This window comes from Paenibacillus radicibacter (assembly GCF_024721995.1).
Taxonomy (GTDB): Bacteria; Bacillota; Bacilli; order Paenibacillales; family NBRC-103111; genus Paenibacillus_AM; species Paenibacillus_AM radicibacter.
Genome location: NZ_JANQBC010000010.1, coordinates 105,360 through 129,247, shown reverse-complemented (window position 1 = coordinate 129,247; position 23,888 = coordinate 105,360). Strand labels below are relative to the sequence as shown.

Below are 23,888 nucleotides of genomic sequence, written 5' to 3'. Positions count from 1 at the left end.
CCCTCTTTCATTTATACCCTAGTTGGATAAACCAAGACTCCTTAGCAATCTCATCACACTTACAGTAGCTTGTGTCTTCGTAATAGACGATTGAGGATCGAACTTCGTATCCGACACGCCTATCATGATTTTATTTTCAAGGATGAGTGCCAGTGAAGCTTTTGCGAAGTCAGATACCAACTGCAGATCTTCGAAACGATTTAACAAATCTGTTTTCCCTTCCGTTTTCTTCACGATAATTTGCATCGCGTTCGCAAGCATAACCGCCATCTCTTCGCGAGTCACTTGTTCATCAGGAGCGAATGTACTGGCTGTTTTGCCATGAACAATTCCTGCTTTTTGAGCAGCAGCAATTTCCTTCGCGTACTTCGTCTCTTTCGTCACATCAGTAAATCCTGTATTCGCATCGAGCGGAACAATCCCTAATGATCTTACAAGCAATGCAGCCAGATCAGCACGAGTCATTAAAGTCTCACCACCAAAATGATCCTTGTGCTCTCCAGCGATAATCTGTTTGGCTGCCGCTAGTTGTACATCCTGCTTCGCCCAATCTTCGATAACGTCTTGAAAAGCAACTTTCGACTCGACAACGGCATACATACTATTTCCCGCACGTTTCAAATCGATTGTGAGCGTTCCATCCGCGTTCTTCGTTACAAGTGTTGGCACAGGATATGCGGTTTGGGTCACTGGATCAAACACTACGCCTGCTAAGTGATTAGCATCAACATCCTTACCGCTAATCGTAAATTTACGACTTAGAAGACGATTACCGAAATCTGTGATTTCCACGGTAGATTGATTCGCAAGTCGCTGCTCGATTTTGAACTCAAGCGGTTCAACACGAACTTGTAGTCCTTGTTCTTTACTCAACTTAGCGAATTGATCTACGTTTGCTGCAACAGGCGTTTGAATCGTAATAAGAATATCCCCTGTTGTTGGCAGTGACTGCACAGGTATCGTGTAGGTGACACCACTCGTCACAATCTGAAGTGAAGCCCCTTCACCCTTCTTCATCAAAGCAGCAATGACTTCTTTCGGAAGCTGAACTTCCGTCTGTTTCGCTTTGTCACTCACCTTCACGGTAAACTGATTCGAAGTAGATGCTTGAATCGCTTTGACGGAAGCATCCGTCTTAATCGTAACAGATAGTTTATCCCCATTCTTCGTGACTTGTGCTTCCAGCTGATCTTTAGGTGGAGTGAATGGCGATGGCGTAGTTGTACCACCTCCAGATGATGGATTAGATGTTGTTGGCGTTGGCGTTGGCGTTGGTGTTGGTGTTGGTGTTATTACAGGACCAGAAGATGTGGTTGCGCTTACAGTTTGACTTGCAACAGAGACTTTTTCAATATTTGTTTCAGACTTCACAATTGCTAGAACATGAATATCATACTTCGTATTGGCTGTAAGTGAAGTTAAAGAATAAGATGTAGAACCAGTTGTACCTACATATTCCTTGTTTACGAACACTTCATAGTGGGTAGCTCCTTGGGCAGCATCCCATTTAAGATTCATCGTAGTCGCAGTCTTCGAGCTAACTGCAAGTTTTTCTGGAGCAAGAAGTAAGTTTGGATTTACAACCCCATCAATCGGCAAATCGTGCAATAGTTGCGTCGTTAGCGTCCGATTGCGATCTCCACTAATTTCCCAACTCATCACACCTGCAATATCTAATGATTTGATAAGAGATGCCGTGTACATCATCGTTTCTTTGTCATTATACGTAATGAATATTTTCGTATCTGGACTATATACATACGGGTTTTTCGAAGCTTCATTCCAATAACGAACATAACCATTCTTATCCACGAAATTACGCTCTACGTCCGCAAAGTCAAAGATTCCGCCTTCCCATGTACCAGAGGAAGTACTTCCTTCACAAGTCTGGTACTGACCATTCTCCGGACAACCGCTCCATCCTTTTCCATAGAAAGGAACACCTAGAACAAGCTTGTAGTTAGGAACGCCGCCTTTCAAATGACCAAGTGCTCCTCCTTGAACATTGTTACGTGGGGCTGAAGTAGCTGCTCTCGGATGGTTCTTGTCATAAAATAGCGGTGAGTTGTGATTTGCAAGCTTCTCCCAGCTACCACTATAGTCGTAGGTCATAATGTTAATGAAATCAAGATATTGAGCAGAATTCATGAAATCGGCATTCACTGTAAAATTATCGCCTTGCCCAGATGCAATCGTTTGCAAATAATACTTGCCATCCTCTGAACCTGCTGCATCAAGTGCTTCGCGCAATGTCTTCATCATTAATGTGTAATTCTGCTTATCCTCTGGTCTTCTGGAATTTGCTTCTTCCCCGCCTTCAACTGGATATTCCCAATCAATATCAATACCCTCAAGTTTATATTCGCGCAAGAATTTAACGATTGAATTGGCAAAAGCATGCCGTGTCTCCTCGGTAGCAGCCATATTAGAGAAGTTTCTCGAACCAGACCACCCTCCAACAGATACAAGTATCTTGAGCTGTGGATGCTTTGCCTTGATTGTTTCAAATTCTTTAAAATATGCCATATCCACTTCGGAATCACCCAAGATCATTTCGCCATCAAACACATATCTATTTTGCAAAGGAACATTCTCGTTCTGACAAACTTTCGCACCTGTTGCATATCCTTTCCAACACAAATCTGAAAACGCATACAAAATATGGGTGATTTGACTTGCATCCATATCCGATGGCTTAAAGTTACGTGCGGTTGAGCTACCTGACCAAGAAGTATAATAAGTCACGATGTTATAATTGCTACCCGGAGTTGCTTGGATAGATGCACTTCGCTTAGATGCCCAAAGTTCATTCTTAGCGATAACGGAGTAGGAGTAAGTTTTTCCTTCTGTCAAACCATTATCTACATAACGACTAACATCCGTCGTACTAATCCATTCACCATCCCGGTAAACATCATAGCTCGTCGCTCCAGATATAGGTGACCACCCTAGTGAAACAGTCGATCGAGTTGCTGTGACGACTTGAAGATGCTGCGGTGTGGCTAACTCACCCCAAGTTAATGTGACTTTATTACTGTTGACGGAGACTGGGTTCGGTGGGTTCTGCGCCCCTACCTCAAATATAAGTTTGGTACCCGGTTTTATGGCTTCGGTAGAAGTATAAGTGTAGGATGTTGCATCGTTTGACCATGTACCTGCTTTCCAGTCACCATTCACATAAATATCATAGCCAGTAGCTTTGGGGCTTGCTCCCCAGTTTAAGGTGACAGATTGATCAGAAATCCCTATAACCTTCAGATTACTTGGTGGAGTGAGTGGAGGATCGGGGTATTCAGTCGTATTCTTGAGCGTCGTGAATGTAACTGGATTACTCTTCTGCTGTGGCTTAAGATTCTCAGATTGGACACCATCTGGGCCTACAAAGAAGGTGTATGTCTTCTCAGAATCTAGTCCACCTACTGTTTGTTCTCCTCCATTTGCCCAGAAGATATAAGTATCTTTAGTCGGCGTATTCATATCATCTGGGTTCTTCGGTTGCCAGATCCAATAATGCTCGATACCTGGAGCAGGATCCCAATTTAATTTCACAGAGTTATGAGTTACCTCGCTAAACTTTAAATTTCTAGCTCCTGCTACAGCAGGTTCAGGAGTCGGAGATGGGGTGGTATTATCTGCACGAGTAGTCAGATCAATCAGATTACTCTTGTGAGCCATTGTTGCTGGTCGCTCATACCACGTAATAAATAACTTATAAGTCGTGCCTGGGCTTAATTTCCCTATCACTTTACTTCCACTGTTACCCCAATCCAGATATTCATCTTCACCTTTTTCATTGATATACCACACTTCAATATCATTTTTGTTTGGATCAAGATTCCACTCAATCGTGGCACCTTTATCAGTTATCGAGCCTTCCTTCAATCGTAAGTTTTGAGGAGCATCTGGGTCTGTTGTCTCCACCCCTGGATCAGGTGTCACTGTAGTTGACTTCGTTTCCTGTTCATTCTGAGCGGGAACTTCCGGAGTCGTAATTACGTTCCCTTGCTCGAGAACCTTTGATTCTTCTGCAAATACGGCAGATGCTTGAAATAACATACCTAAGAATAGTACAGCAACCATAAATAGATTCATGAAGTATCTGGATTTTTTCCTCGAAATTGGACGCAGAATAATCACCCCTATTAAATTCTAAATTACGATTCATATCGAATTTAAGCTTTTAACATGTGGTCGATCTCATGAACAATGAACTATGAACAACTCCTAAACCATCGATTCCTCCTTTTTTCCATTTTAAAAAATATGTACAAGTGCATGTTTGTTACATTCCATCATGTACCATAGCCCAGTAATCAACAAGGGATACTTTTATATTTTTATGGATAAATTTATATTATTTGTAAATTTAATGATATTAAAAAGACGGCTCTCGCAGCCGCCTCTTACTTACTCCCCACCGTCCGCCAGTCCGTCCATAACTCCTGCGGGTTCATCTCATACACTTCGTTTTCCCTAAACATAAACTGATGCATAATGAACTCCCGGCGAATCGTCGCAAAATCCTCATGGAATGTCTTAATAAATTCATTCAGCTCTTTCTCCGGGTATTTCTTACCCTTCTCCAGCTTCATCACCATATACTCCAGAGCGATAAGCTTCTTCTTATACTGCGCGGGGATATGCTTCAGCTTCCCTGCCGCTGTATAGAAATTGTTCAACACGGATGTACGCATCCGCTCATTCTGATCTTGATTATCCAGCATGTCCTCATCTCCTGTTAAGGCCGTTTTGCGATAAATTAGATTTGCAGTTGCCATTGCATTGTTCTTAATGAAGTAATCGTTCAGTGTAAAATAAATCGTATTCTTCTCCCGCCGCTCGTTAATGAGACTCGCTTCTCGAAGCTTAGCCGCATGATGGGTAATCGTTGCTGGAGTAACACTTAACTTCTCCGCCAGCATCTGACCGCTACTCTCTCCATCTGCAAGCAGAATCAACATCTTAATACGTGTCGGGTCTGCTAATGCTTTGTGATAACTGACAATTTTACTAAGCTGCATACAAGCACCTCCTTGAATGAATGTAATTTCATTCTAATTTAATAATCATCTAATTAGACACTTGTTAAAATAGATCTTAATAAAGATTGAATTATTTGTCAACTTTAAAAAAGAAAAACACGCCCAAAAAAGGGCGCGTTCCTTATTTCTCTAATTAAATTCCTTATTCCAGTTGTTATTGACTAACCGTACCTAAGGTCATACTAATCGCTTGAACGGTATCATTCGCATTCTTCGCAATGACAACGACAAAATCGCTGTGACTCACAACCATGGAGAGCAGATCACTCTTGTATTGAATCAACAAGTTGTTGCTAACTGTCTTTTCCTTCACTCTCACAGCATCATTGGGGATACGATCTTTTACAAAATCCATAGCCTCACCTAGTGTGCCGCTATATGCATAATCCATCGAGATCGCTCGGTTATTCGCTAGGAATGTTGCCTTAAGTTTGCCGCTTTTAAAAGTTGCATTCTCTAAAGTTCCCGCTTTCTCACCATAATTCTTAATAAAGGCGGAAAGTGTATCCCCAATTCCACCTAATTTCGTAAGTTCACTACCATTAGAACTCGTATCTTTCGGTGGTTCAGGCTTCGTCTCTTGAGACTGTTCGCCTTTCGGCTGCTCTGTTCCTTGATCTTTAGGCGTTTCCACAGGCTTGCTTGGTTCTTTCGTCGCTTGAGGTTGCGGAGTTGGATCTACGTTTGAAGTCGCAGGCTGCTTCGCCGGTGGATTCCCTTTAACTGGCTGCTTACTTACTTCTTTACCTTTACCACTTGTAGCAGGTTCCGTCGTTAGATTATTGGGTGTTAATACTAACTTTGCCCGCTCTTCCTGCCAAATAGCTAGCCATGCAACAAGTGCTGGATCTAGACCCGTAGTCGTGTTTGTCGTCGTCGACGTATTCGTAGTCGTTGTCTCAGCTGTTTCCGCTGTCTCTACTTTCTTCTCTTCTTCTAATGGCTGCTCTGCTGGTACTTTCTCTTGAATCGCAGCTTCTACTTGCACAGGCTTCGCGTTCACATCCTGCATCACCTGATAACCGCATAACATGAAGAGTATGTATCCTCCAAGTGCAACCCCACCATACAGTAAGGTTTTGCCCGTTCCTTTAAATACTGCGTGCAGCAAAATCCCTATCCCTGCAAGAAATACAAGTAAGCCAAATATCCCCATAACCATCCACATGATGAACGTCACTCCATATATTTGATGTTAAATACTAGATTTGTCAGACTCCTGCTATTATACGACAATAAATTTCAACTAGTAAATCCTTCCTAAGTCCTTATCCTCATATTTCACTATCTTGCGCATCCATTCCCTAAACCGTACAAATCACTTTTTCAAGGGTTATACTGTTAATGGAGGTGAACACATAATGACCCACAAACCCGAACATGATCTATCTGATGAAAAGTGGCAAGCGATCCTAAGCAACGATTCGACGTATGACAGAACCTTTATTTATGCCGTAAAGACGACAGGGATCTTCTGCAAACCATCTTGTAAATCCAAAGCTCCGCTCAAGTCCAATGTGCGTATTTTTAATAATTATCTCGAAGCACTTAGAGATGGATTCCGTCCTTGTAAACGATGCAAACCAACGGGTGAGAAGCTGCCGAACGAAGAATGGGTAGCTCAGATGAAATTTTATATCGACAACCATTTCCATGAGAATCTTTCGCTTGAGAAACTTGCCGATCACTGTCACGGCAGCCCTTACCATCTTCATCGTGTATTCAAACAAGTGACGGGTCTAACTCCTGTTAACTACATTCAACAATTACGAATCAATAAAGCCTGTGAGTTACTTGATCACTCCAACTTGTCCATTGCGGAAATTGCAGAGCAAGTAGGAATTCCGAATACGCCTTATTTCATTACCCTTTTCAAAAAGAAAACCGGGCTCACACCCGCAGCATATCGCGACAAACAGATAAAAGAAATGAAGGAGGAGAAATACCATGACGAATCCATCTCATGAACCCATTCGCTGGGCAACAATTGAGCTAGAAGAATGGCATTTTCATATCGCGGCAACATCCAAGGGGCTATGCTATGTCGGATCGCAGCATGCTCCAATTGAAGAATTGGAGACATGGGTGAAGAAGCATTTTCCAAAACAAGATTTGGTCCAAGATGAACAAGGTATGCAGCCTTATAAGCAAGAGATCATCAACTATTTACAAGGAAACCTTCATGCTTTCACGTTGCCAAGTGATTATCAGGGTACAACATTTCAACGTGAGGTGTGGGAAGCTTTGTGCCATATCCCCTATGGACAGACGATGACATACTCCGATATTGCTCATCACATTCAGAAACCAGCTGCCGTACGAGCTGTAGGCACTGCCATTGGCGCTAATCCACTACTCCTCACCATACCCTGTCACCGCGTCATTGGAAAAGATGGTTCGCTCAGCGGTTATCGAGGCGGGTTAGAGATAAAGAAGCAGCTGCTTGCACTCGAAGGCTCATTTCACCTGATTAATCGATAAGCTCACTTTGTAATTACCGTAATGCAGAAGTTCATCTAACAACGTACTCAGTTCCTGATGATTACTTACCCGTACACGCATCCAATAACAACCCTCACCACTTACACGATGTAATTCCATAATCGCATCATTTTGCATAACATAGGACTGCAACTGCTGATGGGCATTCGGTGATTTCATGAACAACGTAACGAAGGATTGCACCGATTGCCCGAGCTTATCAGGATTAACCCGAATCGTATAACCTTCAATAATCCCCTCATCTTGCAGCCTCCGTACTCGCGCACCCACTGCCTGCCCTGTTAAGTGAACAAGTTGCCCAAGTTCCTTTTGGGACAAGGTTCCATTTAGCTGTAAATGCTTCAGGATCATATAATCTGTATCATCAATCATGGAATGATTCATCTAATGACCTATCCTTTCACTTTGAAAAAGAATCCCTCTCATTCGTTTCACTAAGTTATATTCGAATGCCTCTTATTTCGTTATCCTATTATTAGGAAATATTCTTGCTCCCAATTATAAAGATAAGAGGTGCTTTGTATGCAAATTAGACTTATTCGTCATGCTACCCTATGGGTGGAATATGCAGATGTTCAATTCTTGATCGATCCGATGTTTAGCGATAAGGACGTGAACCCGCCAATCGTTAACTCAAGTAATACTAGAAGAAATCCACTTGTACCTTTGCAAATGCCGATAGATGAAATAAGTAATCCAGATGTAGTTCTTGTCACACACTTGCACCAAGATCACTTCGATCAAGCTGCAATTGCAGCGATCCCGAAGCATATTCCAATCATATGCCAACCCGGGAATGAGACATCCATACAAGTAAATGGATTTGCGGATGTCACTTCCGTTGAGCAAACCTATAACTTTCAAGGCATTACCATCATTCGTACTTCAGGGCAGCACGGAACAGGTGAGATTGGTGAGAAGATGGGCCGCGTCTCGGGGTTTATTTTCCAAGCTGAAGGAGAGCCAACCTTATACATTGCTGGCGATACAATTTGGTGCGATGATGTCCGGCTGGCACTCGAATCCTATCAGCCTGACGTTACTATCGTAAACAGCGGCGGTGCGCAATTTAACGTGGGTGATCCGATTACAATGGATGCGAATGATGTTATTCAAGTATCCCAATTCGCACCTTATACGAAGGTCATCGCTGTTCATATGGATACAATTAATCATTGTCTAGTCACAAGAAGGGATCTTCGTGAACGACTCATTGCGGAACGTGTAATTGATCAAGTCGTTATTCCGCAGGACGGTGAATGGTTCTAATTAGAAGGCTGTCTGACTTGGTTGTAAGGATATTGAGCCGTACGAAGTGCATAAGCAAAGCTCTCCCTGTCTGGCATATCACGCTCTATTGCAATCGCAATCGCTTGTTCCACATCATAGGTAACTCTGCGCAGTTGAACTGCTATATCTGAACCCATCAGATCAACAATCGCATAACTTGCCCGATTATCTCCATCGAACGGCGTACCAATACTGCCGCAATTCACAACCAATCTCCCTCTGCCTTGACGCACATAAGCATGATGAATGTGCCCATAAAGTAATAACTTCGTCTGATTATCCGCATGCAGCGTATCCAGCTCGTCCAAAGTCGCCCATGGGTATACGATATCAATGAGCGACTTGGAACTTGCGTGGTGCATCTCCGTTGGTACTCCGTTAAGTACATCATGAAACCCTGTAGGCAAGTTCCCCAGCCACTCCTTATCTTTAACTGAAATTCGTTCACAATCATATTCAAATGCTCGCAAGATAAGCTCTTCTTTATGATTCTTCGGTTCCCAACCCTGCCTAGGGAAACGAGTAAATAAATCATCATAATTGCCTCGCAAAACAGTTAACGGATTTAGTGAGCGTACAAGCTCAATGCATTCACTTGGACTTGGTCCGCGCATCACCATATCGCCAAGAAATACAACCGCATCAGGACTTTGCCCTCTCAAATCTTGAATTACAGCTTCAAGTGCTGTTGCATTGCCATGTGTATCAGATAGGACTGCTAGTCTCATAGAATGAACCTCCGGTTGTATTTAGATATGTATCGGAAAAGGATTTTAAAGGAATTCGACTTGGAACAAGAGGTTTCCTTCTAAAAAAATCGACTCACCCTCTAACTAACTGGGTAGAGTAGCAACCTACGCCTAACACTCCCCTAACGCAGAAAACATAATATGAAAACAGACTATATAGGAAGGACAGATGCTATGCCTCTAGCCCAGTTCGTTGATCCCTTGCCTATTCCTAAGACGATCAGACCGTTTTCTAGAAAAGATGGTGTCTCACACTATCGAGTCAGAATGAAACAATTCAAGTATTCCTTGCATCGGGATTTACCAGCAACAACATTATGGGGCTATAACGGACAGTTCCCTGGTCCGACCTTTGAAGTACAACGTGGCGAAGAGGTGAAAGTTCTCTGGGAGAGCGACTTACCTCGCAAGCATTTGCTTCCTGTGGATACGACGGTTCATGGTGCGGAGAAACGATTCCCTCGAGTTCGCAATGTTGTTCATCTCCATGGAGCCCGAGTACGAGCGAATAGCGATGGCTACCCAGAATCATGGTTTACTAGAGGTTTCAAACATACTGGCCCTACCTATACACAAAAAGTGTATACATACCCCAATCGCCAACGGGCGACAACCCTCTGGTATCACGACCATGCGATTGGTATTACAAGGCTTAATGTTTATGCCGGATTAGCAGGCTTCTATCTCATCCGTGACAAAGCAGAAGCTTGCCTGCACCTTCCTAAAGGGCGATACGAAATTCCACTCATGATTGCAGACCGCACCTTGAATAGCGACGGATCTCTCTATTACCCAAGTGAGCCTTTGCCTGGGATGCATCATGCTACACCTACACCTACTAAGCGGAATCTCCCTGACCCCTCCGTCGTCCCTGAATATTTCGCAGAATCAATTGTCGTGAACGGAAAAGTATGGCCTTATCTAAATGTGGAACCTCGCAAATATCGCTTCCGAATACTCAATGCATCCAATGATCGATTCTACAATATAAAACTAAGCTCTGGGCAATCCTTCTACCAGATCGGAACGGATGGGGGGCTACTTGAGAAACCCGTTAAGCTCAAACAACTCCTGATTGCACCGGCTGAACGCGCAGACATTATTATTGACTTCTCAAAATTCAAAGGCAAATCCATCATCATGACCAACAATGCTGAAGCTCCTTATCCAATGGGAGTGAGTACGAATTTAAATCCCGCTACAACCGGAAGAATCATGCAATTCCGTGTGAATCAACCACTCAAATGTCCAGATAAGAGTCAAATACCGGCAAGATTATCGTTTATTCCAAAGCTAACACGCGCCAATGTTGCGAAAGTACGGCAATTATCCTTAGACGAAACCGTAGATCAATATGGAAGATTACTGCTTCTACTGAACAACCAACATTGGGATATGCCCGTCACCGAGAAGCCAGTTCTAGGTACGAAGGAAATCTGGAATTTGGTCAATACGACAACGGACACCCATCCAATCCATCTCCATCTGGTTCATTTCCAAATCTTGCAGTTCCGCCCTTTTGATGTTGAATACTATACTCGCACGAAAAAAATACGCTTCACCGGACCGCCAACCAAGCCCGATGCGAATGATCGTGGATGGAAGGATACCGTGAAGGCAAAGCCTGGTCAAGTCACGCAAATCATCGCAAGATTCGGTCCATACACAGGGCAATATGTGTGGCATTGTCATATGCTCGAGCATGAGGACCATGATATGATGCGACCTTATCGTGTAGTAAAGCGTAAGAAACCGTAATTTCTTCTACAAATAACAAATACACCTGCTAATGTGCATCGTGGTTACTTACCTTCCACTACGCAGAAGCAGGTGTATCTATTTTTAGAACAATTTATCTATAAGAGGCAATCCTTATCGGCTCATTGATTTGAATGGCGTATTGTTTAGATAGCGTGAAGATTACAACCAAGCCATATAGGAAGAACAGTGAACTTACAACGAGTACATACATCGGCTCGAATGTAAAAACATCCAAAAACTGAGTCAGTGGGGTCACATAAAGCGCCGTCATAATTGAGATAGCCGTCGTTAGCAACTGTGAGTTCGTCCTGCGAAGATTCATTTTACCATTAAATAAAAGAAGGAAAATACCGAATGTAGCATGTGTCCACAAACCGAGCACCGTCATGCCATGCGCAACTCGAACAAGCAGTTGATCCTGCAAAACAAATAGGATCCATACATGCAAAATGATGAATGCAGCAAGCGGTACTAGACGCAAAACCCACATCTCACCTTTAAATTCAGGTACTAAAATCATCTGGGATAACTTGCTTCGAAAACGATTCGCATTACGTGCACTGCCAATGGAAAGCAAGAGGACAAGCCCAACAAAAAGCACAAAAATCCACACGAATAATCACCCCAAATATGTATTTAAAACCTTTTTATACCAATAATATAGCATTCATGGATAAGCTTGCATAGCGAAACATAAAGGTTCATACTTAATTGATGAGCTTCAATCATTTTCATCTAGAAACTTTTTAAAAAGAGGTGTTTGGTTTGAATCAAGAGACTTTGGAGTTATATCGTACATTAACTGAATTTCCGGCAGCGCCGGGGTTTGAACGCGAGCTTCGCGGATTTGTGAAAGGTGAATTGTCCAAATATACGGACGAATTCGTGCAGGATAGCTTAGGTAGTATATTTGGCGTAAGACGCGGTGATGAGAATGGACCTCGCGTCATGGTTGCGGGTCATTTAGATGAAGTTGGTTTCATGGTTACACAAATTACGGAGAACGGCATGCTGAAGTTCCAAGGACTTGGCGGTTGGTGGAACAATGTTGTTCTTGCTCAGCGTGTACAAGTGATGACAGCAAACGGCCCAGTTGAAGGTGTGGTTGGCTCTGTTCCTGTTCACTTATTAGATGCAGCTGCGCGTGCAAAGCCTGTTGAGATTAGTGCAATGTACATAGATATTGGTGCAGACAGCAGAGAGCATGTTGAGTCGCTCGGCATTCATCCGGGTGTTCCCGTTCTTCCGATCTGCCCGTTCACTCCGCTTGCGAATCCGAAGAAAATTATGGCAAAAGCTTGGGATAACCGTTATGGTGTAGGTCTTGCCATTGAACTTATGAAAGAATTGCACCAAGATAACGTTCAGCTTCCGAACATTCTATACAGCGGTGCAACCGTTCAAGAAGAAGCAGGACTTCGCGGTGCACGTACATCGGCGAATCTGATTCAACCGGATATTTTCTATGGACTGGATTGCAGTGCAGCTAACGATACGATGGGAGATCGCAATGCATTCGGTCAATTAGGTAAAGGGGCACTACTACGTATCCTCGATCCTACGATGATCACTCACCGCGGACTTGTTGAATTTATCCGTGATACTGCAGAGACACATAAGATCCCTTACCAGTACTTCGTCTCTCAAGGCGGTACAGATGCAGGACAAGTTCACCTCAGCGGAACTGGTGTACCTTCCACAATCATTGGCGTATGCGGTCGCTATATCCACACTTCCGCATCCATTATCCATACCGACGATATTGATGCAGCGAAAGAGCTATTAGTTCAGCTTGTTAAGAAGACAGACCGTACGACACTGAACACCATCTTAGAGAACTCTTAATCGATGCAAAATAGGGCAGCTCCTCCAGTAGATTCAATCTACGAGAGGAGCTGCCCTTTTGTTACGTGTACGATTATCTTGATTCGGCTTGTTAGCCATCTAACGTTTCTCTTGTTTACTGACGTGCTGCGGCAGAAGCACCTGCTTGTTTACCGAATACGATAATATCGGCAATGGCATTACCACCTAAGCGGTTGGAACCATGAATGCCGCCTGTTACTTCTCCAGCAGCATACAGACCTGGGATCACTTCCTGATCCTTCGTCAATACTTCTGCCTTCGTATTAATTTCAAGTCCACCCATCGTGTGATGAGCTGTTGGTTTACGTGCACTAGCAAAGAACGGTGCTTTGTCCATCTTCTTCTCTAGAATTTCACGCCCCCACTTCGGATCCTTACCTTTTTCAACCGATTCATTATACGCTGCAATTGTTGCTGTGAACACCGCAGGGTCCATGTTAAGTTTCTTTGCGAGTTCCTCTAGGGTATCGGCAGCGATAACTTTACCAGACTCCACTAATTTCTCAATTGTTTCGTCAAAGTTGTTCTTCGTACCCGGTTTGAATGTGTTGCTGTCAGCAATAACGTACATCATGCTGTCTTGCTGCGCCATCAGGGCAGCTGTCATCTCATCACGGCGTGCATCCTCACGAATAAAGCGCTCACCTGACTTGTTGACGAACATATAGGATTCCACACCTTTTGCAAGCCATCCCGTTAGACTTCCTGTCTCTGGGTCTCCCAGCGGTAGGGATTGAATAAAGTCCATCCCAACAAGATTAGCACCAGCTGCTTCACCCATAATGAGTCCATCACCAGTCGCGCCAGGATGGTTCGTTGTTGGGAGATCAGTAGGCAAGCCCTTATGATACTTACTGCGCATTTCTTTGCTTGCAGCATAGCCGCCGGTCGCTAGAATGACACCTTTTTTCGCATGAATTGTAATCTCAGCACCATCCGATGTACCTTTCAAACCAACGACAGCACCTTGATCTGTAAGCAGTTCTTTAGCTTCTGTCTGCAGTAAAATTTCAATGTTGTTCTTCTCAATAGATTCTTGCAATGCAGTTACAAACCCGCCGTGTTCATTCAGCGGACGATGACTTCTAGGCCATAGTGCGCCAGCTACAGTGAACACTTCGTCTTGGAATTCCAACCCTAATTGTTCCAGCCATTGCACACCGCCAAGGGCATTGTCTACTAAGTGACGAACAAGCTCAGGATTTGCTTTGTTATCTCCGCCCTTTAGTGTCTGTGTATAGTGCTTGTCGAGTGAATCTTCAATACCTTGCTTCTTCTGACGCTCAGGATCAACTGCATTATAGGCACCGCCTGCAAGTGCGGTGTTTCCGCCGATGCGTGACATTTTATCAATAATAATAACAGAAGCTCCTTGCTGCTTAGCCGATACAGCTGCCGCTAGACCAGCACCGCCAGCACCAATGACAACAACATCAGCTTCTTTCGTAATTGCTTCTTTGGCTGCTTGCTGTGCTTGCTTCGTCTTCAGCTCTTCAACATTCGCACCAGCTTCGGTTAATGCAGCTGTAATCGCACCCATGATCCCCTTACTACTGAAAGTTGCACCTGAGATGGAGTCCACATTTAAACTTTGTGTAGCAATGACTTTCTCGGGAATTTGCTTAATCGCAACATCACCGACACCAGGTGTTTCACCATGCTTAAGCACTTTAATATCAGAAATCTTATCACTATCTACCGTTAATTCGATTTTAATCTGACCATGGAAACCCTCAGCTTCTGCCTTATAAACACCAGATTTCATTACACCAGATACTTCTGTGGACGGCTTGTCGCCTAGCGAACAACCGGCAGTTGTAAGGATAAGTGTGCTGGCAAGCAAACCGCTTAGCCAAATCTTCGTTGTTTGTTTTATTCTCATACGCATATAAGTCAATTTCTCCTTTAACATTTGTGATTACTTTCACATATTAATCGTGAAGCTTATGTAACTATTGTCCATAGTCATTATATAACTGATCTTCAAACCATTTAGTATCACCGTATACCAAATATGAGATTTTTTTCACAAGGAGTTATTACACCATGAGACCTACAAGACGCACACCCCACTTGCATCTTAACTGGAACGATCCGTCCAGCTTCCTGCGACTTGTTCAAGCCCATCATCTTGGAACGATTCGTCATGTTCAAAAGCATCAGCATCTCTTTCATGAGGGAGATGAGTCGCATTCTTTCTATATCATCATACAAGGCATTGTAACGGCTTATCAGACAGATGCGAGCGGCAAGCAGCGCATACGGCGGTTTTTCAGTAAAGGGGATGTTGTAGGCCACAATACATTGTTTCATGAAACATACATTGCAAGTACACAAGTTATTCAAGCAGGCAGCGTGCTTGTCGTAGATATTCCTAGTTTCCTGGCGTCTGCTAATCAGAACCCTAGGCTGCTCATGCATCTGTTTCAGATTATGGAGACGACTCATCGCAATCTAGCAAGACATATGGGCGATTCCTATTCTTGTACCCACACGTTAGTTATTAAATATTTACTTCGATTAATGCATCAATTTGGCGAACCCCACTCAGAGGGTATTGCGCTCAGCCTACCCCTCACCCAAGATCTCCTGGCTAAATATGCAGGTGTAACGCGGGTTACAGTCACTCGTACACTCCAACATTTGGTGCAGCGGCAGATCGTATCTCTGCAACCTAAACCTTGGATTATTCATCGATCGGATTTGCTGCAAAGCGAGCTGGAAGCAAGTAGGGCAGTACCTCCAGTAGATTAATTCTACGAGGGGGACTGCCCTTTTTATCAAAAAAATAATTCAGTTTACGCTTCCTTCACTTGTCTCGTCGCGTCATAAACTCGGTTCAAGTACAGCATCATGTTCCAATCATCTTGCTCGACGTAGGTGAAATGACATTGGCTTGCCACCTCTTGCGCAACTTGACGAAGCAGCTCACACGCGGTGAATACTGCACCCCATGTGTGTTCATCATCCGCATCCGCGTACGTCTGCTTGTATAAGTCCCAGTAAGGTGCTGGGAGCAGGTTCTTGAAGTATTTGCCCATTTTGCCGACTGAGATTTGATAGTCATGTTTCCCGCCTACCCACCAAGCAAGCATCTCATCTAATCTCTCACGGATAATCTGATCGAACATCGTCTTCGCATACGGTAGTTCGTCTCGAGCAATTCCCTTCGCCACATTCTGCATACACCACCAGAAGTCATTGCAGCAGCTCACATACTCGGGTTCAGTCGGACGTTTCACATGGTAATCTCGGTCTGTTGATGGTGGAATTTGTGGCAGTATATTGTCTTTATCCAAGAGTGGAATCGTGAGACTGTCCTTCTTATATTCCTCCAAGAGCGCTTCTATCGAAAGTAGACGTAGATCTAGCCGGTTCCCGTCCGTAAAGAGCATCATGCACATGTACGAACGATTAAAGTCCATCTCTATCCCGCGATTGTGATCGAGTAGATCCGGCTCCTGCCGAATCAATTGCTCACCGAACACCTCAACCCATTCGGGTTGCTGGATAAAAGATGCCGTCTCCGTCACCATATATACAATGTCGTAATCCTGATACATATCCTTCGGCACATTCGGATTCGTCCGCGATCCGTTCATATAAACAGCACGTATACGTTCATCACGATCAGCAACACCTAGGATTAATTCGAACATTTCTTGTTCACTGCGCATGGTTGCTTCACTACTTTCATTTATATAATAGAGTTCCTGTAAACCGAGCTTCTTTACTGCCTAGAGATACATTCATCTGATAGTGAAAATCAATTGTTCTCTCTAGAAACTGGATTGTATATGTCACATGATATGGCGTCTCAATGTAGATGAGGGTTAACAACAGCGTTTGGCTATCCTGCCATGATGCATATGTAACAACCTCTTGCTTGTGCAAGTTCAAATCCTTCATAAATACATCTTGTATATGACTTGATTTCGTAAAATCAAATGTGAGAACATGCTCGCCACTCGCATCATAGAACGTACGTAGCTGTAGACGATTATTATCCATCTCAACAATTAGCCTCTGCAAACCCAGACGATTCGCTTCCATCACATAATGTCGCCCAGACAGGTTCGGTATTCCACTTGGTATAGATATGCCTGTTAAATCAGCATAACCCATACAGCTAAGTCGATGCTGAAACTGTTCTCGATCACTTGACACTACTTCGAGTACAACATTCGATTTAACTTGAAAAATAATATGTTCATAGATCAGATTCAGAAGCTCCTGTTGCCGCTGCATACTCGCAAAGCTTGCCGTTACGGCAATCACGATGTTCTGCTTAGGGGCAACGAAACACATCTGGCCGAATGATCCATCCCCTCGAAAACAACCATAACGGCACAAATGAAATTGGTAGCCATAACCCTGCATGGAATCCGGACGATTAAGCGCTACGTTACTTGCCCGATTATCACTTTGCTCCGTTGTAGCCAGATCGAGATAAGCCTCAGATACAATCCTTTTTCCAAGATACGTCCCACGATTCAGGAGCATCTGACCAAACTTCGCAATGTCTTCTGTTTTCAAACTCAGCCCCATCCCACCTGCAATAATACCTAGTGGACAAGTCTCCCACGATGGTTTAGCGATGCCGAGCGGTTCAAATAATCTTGGCATCAAGAAATCAACTAAATTCTCATCTGACACCTGCTCAATAATCGCAGACAGCATATAGGTAGCATGTGTATTGTACACATAATGAGTGCCTGGTTCGTGATCTACTTCTTGCGCGAGGAATGCTTTGACCCAATCTTGCTCTGAAGCAATTTGGGTATAAATGCTATCTTGATGTCCCGTATTCATGGCGAGCAGATGATGAATTTTCATTTTTGCTAGATTAGGAGAGATGGGTGATGAGAGTTTATCTGGGAAAAAGGAAACAACGGCATCGTCCAAGTTCAATAATCCCTGATCCCATGCGATGCCAATCGCAATAGAAGTGAAGCTTTTGGAAAGCGAGTATAGCAATTGAGGTGCATCCTTATGATATGGCTTCTTCCAGAACTGAGCAGTGGCGAAGCCATTTTGCAATAAGATAAAGCTATTTACTTCTAAGTTTAGATGCTCAATCTCGTTAAGAAAGTCGTGAAGATAAGATGAAGCTAAGCCATGATTCTCAGATATATCAATAGGTAAAGAAGAGCTCGACTGCAATTTTGACATCGGTAATCTCCTTTCATACGCCTCCAGCATCCATTTACACTACAAAAACTTACATTTACTAACAATATATTTTACATTATTTCCTTTTTCGCCTATACTGAGGACAAATCTAGTATTTACCATTGTTAGATAGGAGCTAGGATATGTATTTACTATATTCGATATGTTCATTCTTAACCGTGATTGCACTCATTCCACCGCTTCGCAAGCTTGCCATTAATCTAGACTTTGTCGATCGCCCTAGCAGCCGCAAAATTCATATTGAACCCGTGCCACATCTAGCGAGTATCGCAATTTTCTTAGGATTCATTATACCTTATCTCGCATTTATTGATTGGAATCAGAAGTCGATTGCGATTCTAATCGGCTCGTTACTTATTATTGGTATTGGTCTCATTGACGATTGGTATAAGACCAAAGCGAAAGATTTTGCAGCATGGCCGAAATTAATCGTTCAAGTAGCTGCCGCTGCGATCGCATTTAGCGCAGGTATTACGTTCGAGGGATTCACGAATCCTTTTACCAATGAGATGGTGTTCTTGCCGACTTGGTTGCAATTTATTCTAACGATTCTATGGATATTCGGCGTGACGACGGTTATCAACTTTATGGATGGACTCGACGGATTATCTGGCGGTATTAGCGCGATTGCGGCGATTACGCTCTTCATCATTGCACTATCCAAAGGTCAGATCGACTCCGCAATTATGTCTATCTTACTAGTTGGTGCAACGCTTGGTTACCTTATCTTTAACAAACCGCCTGCTAAGATTTATATGGGTGATGCTGGCGCGACGTTCATTGGATTCATGCTCGGTGTGATTGCGTTAGACGGAGCTTTCAAGCAAGTTACAGCTGTTTCTGTTCTTATCCCAGTGCTTGCACTCGGTGTACCGATTATCGATAACCTGTATGTCGTTGCTAAGAGAATGCTCGCTGGCAAACCAATCTACCAAGCTGATCGCAGTCAAATGCACTATCGCTTACTATCCGCAGGATTAACACAGAAACAGACGGTGCTGATCATTTACTTAATGAGTATTTGTTTGTCGTTGGCGTCGATTGTTCTGTTGCTGATTAATATTTAAAAAGAAAATGCAAGAGCCCTGACGGTGATGTCAGGGCTTTTATTGTGGGAAGTGAATTCAAGCTCCATACTCACGAAGCAATTCTGCAACTTGATGATTGCCCTGCTCGGTTGCAAGTGTTAGCGCCGTAACGCCACCTTCAGCATGAGCTTGTACATCTGCACCATGCTCGATCAACAAACGAATGATCTCCACATTGTCATCATGGAAAGCAGCAGTATGTAAGCATGTATGACCGTTACTATCTAATATACGCGTCTGTGCGCTCTGAGACAGTAATAGCTTAATCACGTCCAAGTTCCGCTTACCCGCGATTGCCGCGTGCAGAGCTGTGTTGGAAGGGATGTAAGATACTTTGGAATGAGAGATTGCATTCACATCTGCACCGAACTCTAGCAATACCGCTGCAACATTGGCATGACCTAAATGTGCCGCATAGCCAAGTGGCGTGTGCCCGTCGCTATTTTCCATATTGGCGAGAGTAGGGTTGGAGTGAAGAATTTCCTTTAACTTAGCCGCATCCCCCGTCTGTACGGCTTCAAATACTTCTTCGATTTGATGAGTTGAGTTCATAATCGCGAGCCTCCTGTTAGGTTAGGTATTTCAATCTGCGCACCTACGTGAGGTGGGACCTGATAGTGCCCAATCACATGATACTCGTCCAGTGATTTCAATCCACGCACCTGAATAAGGTGCGACGAGGTCAAGACGAGTACGTGGGGCAATTTGAAATTTCAATCCACGCACCTGAGTAAGGTGCGACCAATTGACCTGCTCGATACTCTTCATTTTCAAAATTTCAATCCACGCACCTGAGTAAGGTGCGACAGCTTAGACCAACACATATGGAGCTTTCCTGTTATTTCAATCCACGCACCTGAGTAAGGTGCGACTCCTCTCAATCAAGTTCATGCAACCATTCAAGTAAATTTCAATCCACGCACCTGAGTAAGGTGCGACCATGTCCATATTGCAACGGCTGCGTGCTGCAGGATTTCAATCCACGCACCTGAGTAAGGTGCGACATCTTGGCTATTCTTCTCCACAAGTGAAAGCATTATTTCAATCCACGCACCTGATTAAGGTGCGACTTCGGAATCATCTTGTGGCATGGACTCAGTATAATTTCAATCCACGCACCTGAGTAAGGTGCGATGGTGTCAATCCGAATAAATACTCAATCTCTATTATTTCAATCCACGCACCTGAGTAAGGTGCGACATATTAAGCTTACTGATTTATATAATTATCTGAATTTCAATCCACGCACCTGAGTAAGGTGCGACAGCAATCCTTTAGCCCCGCCCTGTATCGGGATATTTCAATCCACGCACCTGAGTAAGGTGCGACTGCAAATGGGCATTCGGACGCAACCGGAAGAACAAGGATTTCAATCCACGCACCTGAGTAAGGTGCGACGATCCACCAGCGCTAATGATGTTTATTTATGAAAATTCAATCCACGCACCTGAGTAAGGTGCGACTTGAATGATTAAATCGTCTGGAGTTGCTTCTACATTTCAATCCACGCACCTGAGTAAGGTGCGACGCTTGTTTTGCTGATACAATTCATGCAATTGACATTTCAATCCACGCACCTGAGTAAGGTGCGACTTCTCTTCAAGATAGTTTCTATTTTCATCTGAATTTCAATCCACGCACCTGAGTAAGGTGCGACGGAAACGGTTGATACTGATGGTTTCTCATCAGAATTTCAATCCACGCACCTGAGTAAGGTGCGACCCAACATTCATCAAGTCAACTGAGATCGCTCAATTTCAATCCACGCACCTGAGTAAGGTGCGACAATACCTATATCCATCCTCTGGTCCAGCTGTCGATTTCAATCCACGCACCTGAGTAAGGTGCGACCGGGGGCTATTTTATTAATGGGGTGAGAGGATGATTTCAATCCACGCACCTGAGTAAGGTGCGACCGCATTGTCTTTCGCCCACTTAAACGCATCAGCATTTCAATCCACGCACCTGAGTAAGGTGCGACTAGCCAGTACACACCGATAGCAATGATGATATAATTTCAATCCACGCACCTGAGTAAGGTGCGACTAGAAGAAATATTGAGTTTGCATGTTGAGGAATATTTCAATCCACGCACCTGAGTAAGGTGCGACCATTTTCGTTAATACGTCCATAGACGACGATCCATTTCAATCCACGCACCTGAGTAAGGTGCGACTGCATGACGGTTCTACAGGACACCAAAGGGATAATTTCAATCCACGCACCTGAGTAAGGTGCGACTGGCGTAACGATTGGAGTGGGCGCACTCACGGTGATTTCAATCCACGCACCTGAGTAAGGTGCGACCATTGCAAGGACCCTTGCGGCAGCGTTAGGCAAATTTCAATCCACGCACCTGAGTAAGGTGCGACACGCAACTGAAAGTATGATCCGTGCTTCGTATGATTTCAATCCACGCACCTGAGTAAGGTGCGACTAGCAGATAAAGTATTTAAAAGCTTACCAGTACATTTCAATCCACGCACCTGAGTAAGGTGCGACTTGCTAAGTCACAGAGGTCTCAAGCGATGTTTAAATTTCAATCCACGCACCTGAGTAAGGTGCGACAGTATATGTCGGTAACGCATTGGGATCAGTTACATTTCAATCCACGCACCTGAGTAAGGTGCGACGAGGAACCCCGCGATTGCTTAAAAATTTCACTCATTTCAATCCACGCACCTGAGTAAGGTGCGACTCCCACGCACCACTAATCGTAAGTTCGTCGATTGATTTCAATCCACGCACCTGAGTAAGGTGCGACCCGGACTGGGATCATGTCGCATCCATATTTGTATTTCAATCCACGCACCTGAGTAAGGTGCGACTGCCTCGATCCAAGCCATACACGCCACCAAGCTATTTCAATCCACGCACCTGAGTAAGGTGCGACTAACGCATTTAGTTGATATCGTCTGTTTAGACAATTTCAATCCACGCACCTGAGTAAGGTGCGACGTGTTTTAGCGTATGATACCGACTTTGCAACAGATTTCAATCCACGCACCTGAGTAAGGTGCGACCAAGCTTTTTTGGATTGTCGGCTGATTTAAAGCATTTCAATCCACGCACCTGAGTAAGGTGCGACGAGCATGAAGCTATCGAATGCCTGCCATTGAATATTTCAATCCACGCACCTGAGTAAGGTGCGACGGTAATGTACCAATGACAGCTGTTACTTATATAATTTCAATCCACGCACCTGAGTAAGGTGCGACTGAGATCGAACCAGACAACTTTATGATTCATCTATTTCAATCCACGCACCTGAGTAAGGTGCGACTTTGCGATATTGTCTTTACCACTGATGCCTAATATTTCAATCCACGCACCTGAGTAAGGTGCGACGGAATAATGTACAAGCGGTATCAAGTAGTTATAATTTCAATCCACGCACCTGAGTAAGGTGCGACATCTTGGAACAATCAATCTTAAACGGGTGGCAAGATTTCAATCCACGCACCTGAGTAAGGTGCGACGCGGAGGGCTTCCGATCCGCTCGCTAGTTTACGATTTCAATCCACGCACCTGAGTAAGGTGCGACAACAAGCAATATGAGTATTCAAGTTATTAAAGTGATTTCAATCCACGCACCTGAGTAAGGTGCGACGTCGCAATCGATCATTCGCGGTGACAATGTAAAATTTCAATCCACGCACCTGAGTAAGGTGCGACTTCGACCAGGCGTGTATATTGATCGGGTTAGCATTTCAATCCACGCACCTGAGTAAGGTGCGACATGTACATCACATCTGTTTGCAGCACAGCATCTATTTCAATCCACGCACCTGAGTAAGGTGCGACAAAGGTAGAACATGGGGATCACTCACATCAGGCATTTCAATCCACGCACCTGAGTAAGGTGCGACAGGACCAGGTGCTATCATTGTTGATGATTTTCAATTTCAATCCACGCACCTGAGTAAGGTGCGACAGCGAAATTGCATCATAATAGATTACAATTTCGCGAGAATCAGCAAATTCATGATCGAATCATTCAAAAAATCAATCATTGTTTCCATATACCTAATCTTTATTTCCAATTAATGTGAAATTATTGGTGCGAATCCCCCAGGGAAATCAAGTGAACTATACATTCGCACTACAAAATCAACAGCCCTTCCAGATCAATTGATTCTTTGATTCCGAAGTGTTCAACCTTACTCTTATAGTTGTTACCCAACTGATAGAATCGTAGACTATCTTGCTTCTGATCGATAATTTCTTTTAGTTGGATCTTAAGACTTGCCAACTGCGTAGCATCTATATTACATTCAAATACCGAATTTTGGACACGCTGTCCGTAGTTTTGACATGCTTTGGAGACTTGCCGCAGCCTTCGTTGACCACCGTTACTCGTTGTACTTACATCATAGGTGATTAATACAAGCATCTCT

General features: G+C 43.8%; 18 protein-coding genes and 1 CRISPR repeat array. Of the genes, 7 read left to right on the top strand and 11 right to left on the bottom strand.

Annotated features, from left to right (window positions below):
- Nucleotides 1–18: 18 nt before the first annotated feature.
- The 3 genes from NV379_RS18435 to NV379_RS18425 form a co-directional block, all read right to left on the bottom strand.
- Nucleotides 19–4,092 carry a glycosyl hydrolase family 18 protein gene (locus tag NV379_RS18435; RefSeq protein ID WP_258208811.1) on the bottom strand — a complete coding sequence of 1,358 codons (4,074 nt, stop codon included), beginning with the start codon at nt 4,090–4,092 and terminating at the stop codon, nt 19–21.
- A 311-nt stretch (nt 4,093–4,403) separates the two neighbouring features.
- Nucleotides 4,404–5,021, bottom strand: a complete 618-nt coding sequence (locus NV379_RS18430) for a DUF2087 domain-containing protein (RefSeq protein ID WP_258208810.1) — start codon at nt 5,019–5,021, stop codon at nt 4,404–4,406.
- Nucleotides 5,022–5,196: 175 nt separating this feature from the next.
- Nucleotides 5,197–6,210, bottom strand: coding sequence for a hypothetical protein (locus NV379_RS18425; RefSeq protein ID WP_258208809.1), 1,014 nt, complete (start codon nt 6,208–6,210; stop codon nt 5,197–5,199).
- Between the two features lie 193 nt (nt 6,211–6,403).
- On the opposite strand from NV379_RS18425, the gene NV379_RS18420 reads away from it, so the two are divergent.
- Both NV379_RS18420 and NV379_RS18415 read left to right on the top strand, forming a co-directional pair.
- Complete coding sequence (locus NV379_RS18420) at nt 6,404–7,009, top strand: bifunctional transcriptional activator/DNA repair enzyme AdaA (RefSeq protein WP_258208808.1); 606 nt, start codon at nt 6,404–6,406, stop codon at nt 7,007–7,009.
- On the top strand, nt 6,990–7,523 hold the full coding sequence (locus tag NV379_RS18415) for a methylated-DNA--[protein]-cysteine S-methyltransferase (protein ID WP_258208807.1): 534 nt from the start codon (nt 6,990–6,992) through the stop codon (nt 7,521–7,523). Before NV379_RS18420 ends, NV379_RS18415 begins: the two co-directional genes overlap by 20 nt.
- On the opposite strand, the gene NV379_RS18410 is transcribed toward NV379_RS18415, so the two are convergent.
- The gene (locus tag NV379_RS18410) at nt 7,500–7,928 is read right to left on the bottom strand and encodes an Lrp/AsnC family transcriptional regulator (protein WP_258208806.1); all 429 of its coding nucleotides are present in this window, start codon (nt 7,926–7,928) and stop codon (nt 7,500–7,502) included. The genes NV379_RS18415 and NV379_RS18410 overlap by 24 nt on opposite strands.
- A gap of 138 nt (nt 7,929–8,066) precedes the next feature.
- Here NV379_RS18410 and NV379_RS18405 point away from each other — a divergent pair, with 138 nt between their 5' ends.
- Complete coding sequence (locus NV379_RS18405; RefSeq protein WP_258208805.1) at nt 8,067–8,813, top strand: MBL fold metallo-hydrolase; 747 nt, start codon at nt 8,067–8,069, stop codon at nt 8,811–8,813.
- Here the strand turns inward: NV379_RS18405 and NV379_RS18400 are convergent.
- The gene (locus NV379_RS18400; protein WP_258208804.1) at nt 8,810–9,562 is read right to left on the bottom strand and encodes a metallophosphoesterase family protein; all 753 of its coding nucleotides are present in this window, start codon (nt 9,560–9,562) and stop codon (nt 8,810–8,812) included. The genes NV379_RS18405 and NV379_RS18400 overlap by 4 nt on opposite strands.
- A gap of 195 nt (nt 9,563–9,757) precedes the next feature.
- Between NV379_RS18400 and NV379_RS18395 the strand changes: the two genes are divergently transcribed.
- Nucleotides 9,758–11,341 carry a multicopper oxidase family protein gene (locus tag NV379_RS18395; protein ID WP_258208803.1) on the top strand — a complete coding sequence of 528 codons (1,584 nt, stop codon included), beginning with the start codon at nt 9,758–9,760 and terminating at the stop codon, nt 11,339–11,341.
- 94 nt (nt 11,342–11,435) lie between these two features.
- Here the strand turns inward: NV379_RS18395 and NV379_RS18390 are convergent, their stop codons facing one another.
- Nucleotides 11,436–11,957, bottom strand: a complete 522-nt coding sequence (locus NV379_RS18390; RefSeq protein ID WP_258208802.1) for a hypothetical protein — start codon at nt 11,955–11,957, stop codon at nt 11,436–11,438.
- A 152-nt stretch (nt 11,958–12,109) separates the two neighbouring features.
- Between NV379_RS18390 and NV379_RS18385 the strand changes: the two genes are divergently transcribed.
- On the top strand, nt 12,110–13,189 hold the full coding sequence (locus tag NV379_RS18385; protein WP_258208801.1) for a M42 family metallopeptidase: 1,080 nt from the start codon (nt 12,110–12,112) through the stop codon (nt 13,187–13,189).
- Between the two features lie 115 nt (nt 13,190–13,304).
- Here the strand turns inward: NV379_RS18385 and NV379_RS18380 are convergent, their stop codons facing one another.
- Nucleotides 13,305–15,098 carry a flavocytochrome c gene (locus NV379_RS18380; protein ID WP_258208800.1) on the bottom strand — a complete coding sequence of 598 codons (1,794 nt, stop codon included), beginning with the start codon at nt 15,096–15,098 and terminating at the stop codon, nt 13,305–13,307.
- A gap of 158 nt (nt 15,099–15,256) precedes the next feature.
- Between NV379_RS18380 and NV379_RS18375 the strand changes: the two genes are divergently transcribed.
- Nucleotides 15,257–15,964, top strand: coding sequence for a Crp/Fnr family transcriptional regulator (locus NV379_RS18375; RefSeq protein WP_258208799.1), 708 nt, complete (start codon nt 15,257–15,259; stop codon nt 15,962–15,964).
- Between the two features lie 44 nt (nt 15,965–16,008).
- Here NV379_RS18375 and NV379_RS18370 read toward each other — a convergent pair whose 3' ends face one another.
- Nucleotides 16,009–16,887 carry an aminoglycoside 6-adenylyltransferase gene (locus NV379_RS18370; RefSeq protein ID WP_258208798.1) on the bottom strand — a complete coding sequence of 293 codons (879 nt, stop codon included), beginning with the start codon at nt 16,885–16,887 and terminating at the stop codon, nt 16,009–16,011.
- A gap of 16 nt (nt 16,888–16,903) precedes the next feature.
- Nucleotides 16,904–18,382, bottom strand: coding sequence for a serine hydrolase domain-containing protein (locus tag NV379_RS18365; RefSeq protein ID WP_258208797.1), 1,479 nt, complete (start codon nt 18,380–18,382; stop codon nt 16,904–16,906).
- A gap of 143 nt (nt 18,383–18,525) precedes the next feature.
- Between NV379_RS18365 and NV379_RS18360 the strand changes: the two genes are divergently transcribed.
- Nucleotides 18,526–19,470, top strand: coding sequence for an MraY family glycosyltransferase (locus NV379_RS18360; protein WP_258208796.1), 945 nt, complete (start codon nt 18,526–18,528; stop codon nt 19,468–19,470).
- Between the two features lie 57 nt (nt 19,471–19,527).
- Here the strand turns inward: NV379_RS18360 and NV379_RS18355 are convergent, their stop codons facing one another.
- Nucleotides 19,528–20,043, bottom strand: coding sequence for an ankyrin repeat domain-containing protein (locus NV379_RS18355; RefSeq protein WP_258208795.1), 516 nt, complete (start codon nt 20,041–20,043; stop codon nt 19,528–19,530).
- Nucleotides 20,044–20,070: 27 nt separating this feature from the next.
- A CRISPR array of direct repeats spans nt 20,071–23,425; the repeat unit is 32 nt; unit sequence ATTTCAATCCACGCACCTGAGTAAGGTGCGAC.
- Between the two features lie 168 nt (nt 23,426–23,593).
- Nucleotides 23,594–23,884 (bottom strand): CRISPR-associated endonuclease Cas2, encoded by a 291-nt coding sequence (cas2, locus tag NV379_RS18350; protein ID WP_258208794.1) that lies wholly within the window; start codon nt 23,882–23,884, stop codon nt 23,594–23,596.
- Between the last annotated feature and the right edge of the window lie 4 nt (nt 23,885–23,888).

What these genes read in the sequence shown, in the direction of transcription:
- NV379_RS18435 (WP_258208811.1), bottom strand. Translation starts at nt 4,092, where the DNA reads ATGAATCTATTTATGGTTGCTGTACTATTCTTAGGTATGTTATTTCAA.
- NV379_RS18430 (WP_258208810.1), bottom strand. Translation starts at nt 5,021, where the DNA reads ATGCAGCTTAGTAAAATTGTCAGTTATCACAAAGCATTAGCAGACCCG.
- NV379_RS18425 (WP_258208809.1), bottom strand. Translation starts at nt 6,210, where the DNA reads ATGTGGATGGTTATGGGGATATTTGGCTTACTTGTATTTCTTGCAGGG.
- NV379_RS18420 (WP_258208808.1), top strand. Translation starts at nt 6,404, where the DNA reads ATGACCCACAAACCCGAACATGATCTATCTGATGAAAAGTGGCAAGCG.
- NV379_RS18415 (WP_258208807.1), top strand. Translation starts at nt 6,990, where the DNA reads ATGACGAATCCATCTCATGAACCCATTCGCTGGGCAACAATTGAGCTA.
- NV379_RS18410 (WP_258208806.1), bottom strand. Translation starts at nt 7,928, where the DNA reads ATGAATCATTCCATGATTGATGATACAGATTATATGATCCTGAAGCAT.
- NV379_RS18405 (WP_258208805.1), top strand. Translation starts at nt 8,067, where the DNA reads ATGCAAATTAGACTTATTCGTCATGCTACCCTATGGGTGGAATATGCA.
- NV379_RS18400 (WP_258208804.1), bottom strand. Translation starts at nt 9,562, where the DNA reads ATGAGACTAGCAGTCCTATCTGATACACATGGCAATGCAACAGCACTT.
- NV379_RS18395 (WP_258208803.1), top strand. Translation starts at nt 9,758, where the DNA reads ATGCCTCTAGCCCAGTTCGTTGATCCCTTGCCTATTCCTAAGACGATC.
- NV379_RS18380 (WP_258208800.1), bottom strand. Translation starts at nt 15,098, where the DNA reads ATGCGTATGAGAATAAAACAAACAACGAAGATTTGGCTAAGCGGTTTG.
- NV379_RS18375 (WP_258208799.1), top strand. Translation starts at nt 15,257, where the DNA reads ATGAGACCTACAAGACGCACACCCCACTTGCATCTTAACTGGAACGAT.
- NV379_RS18370 (WP_258208798.1), bottom strand. Translation starts at nt 16,887, where the DNA reads ATGCGCAGTGAACAAGAAATGTTCGAATTAATCCTAGGTGTTGCTGAT.
- NV379_RS18365 (WP_258208797.1), bottom strand. Translation starts at nt 18,382, where the DNA reads ATGTCAAAATTGCAGTCGAGCTCTTCTTTACCTATTGATATATCTGAG.
- NV379_RS18360 (WP_258208796.1), top strand. Translation starts at nt 18,526, where the DNA reads ATGTATTTACTATATTCGATATGTTCATTCTTAACCGTGATTGCACTC.
- NV379_RS18355 (WP_258208795.1), bottom strand. Translation starts at nt 20,043, where the DNA reads ATGAACTCAACTCATCAAATCGAAGAAGTATTTGAAGCCGTACAGACG.
- cas2 (WP_258208794.1), bottom strand. Translation starts at nt 23,884, where the DNA reads ATGCTTGTATTAATCACCTATGATGTAAGTACAACGAGTAACGGTGGT.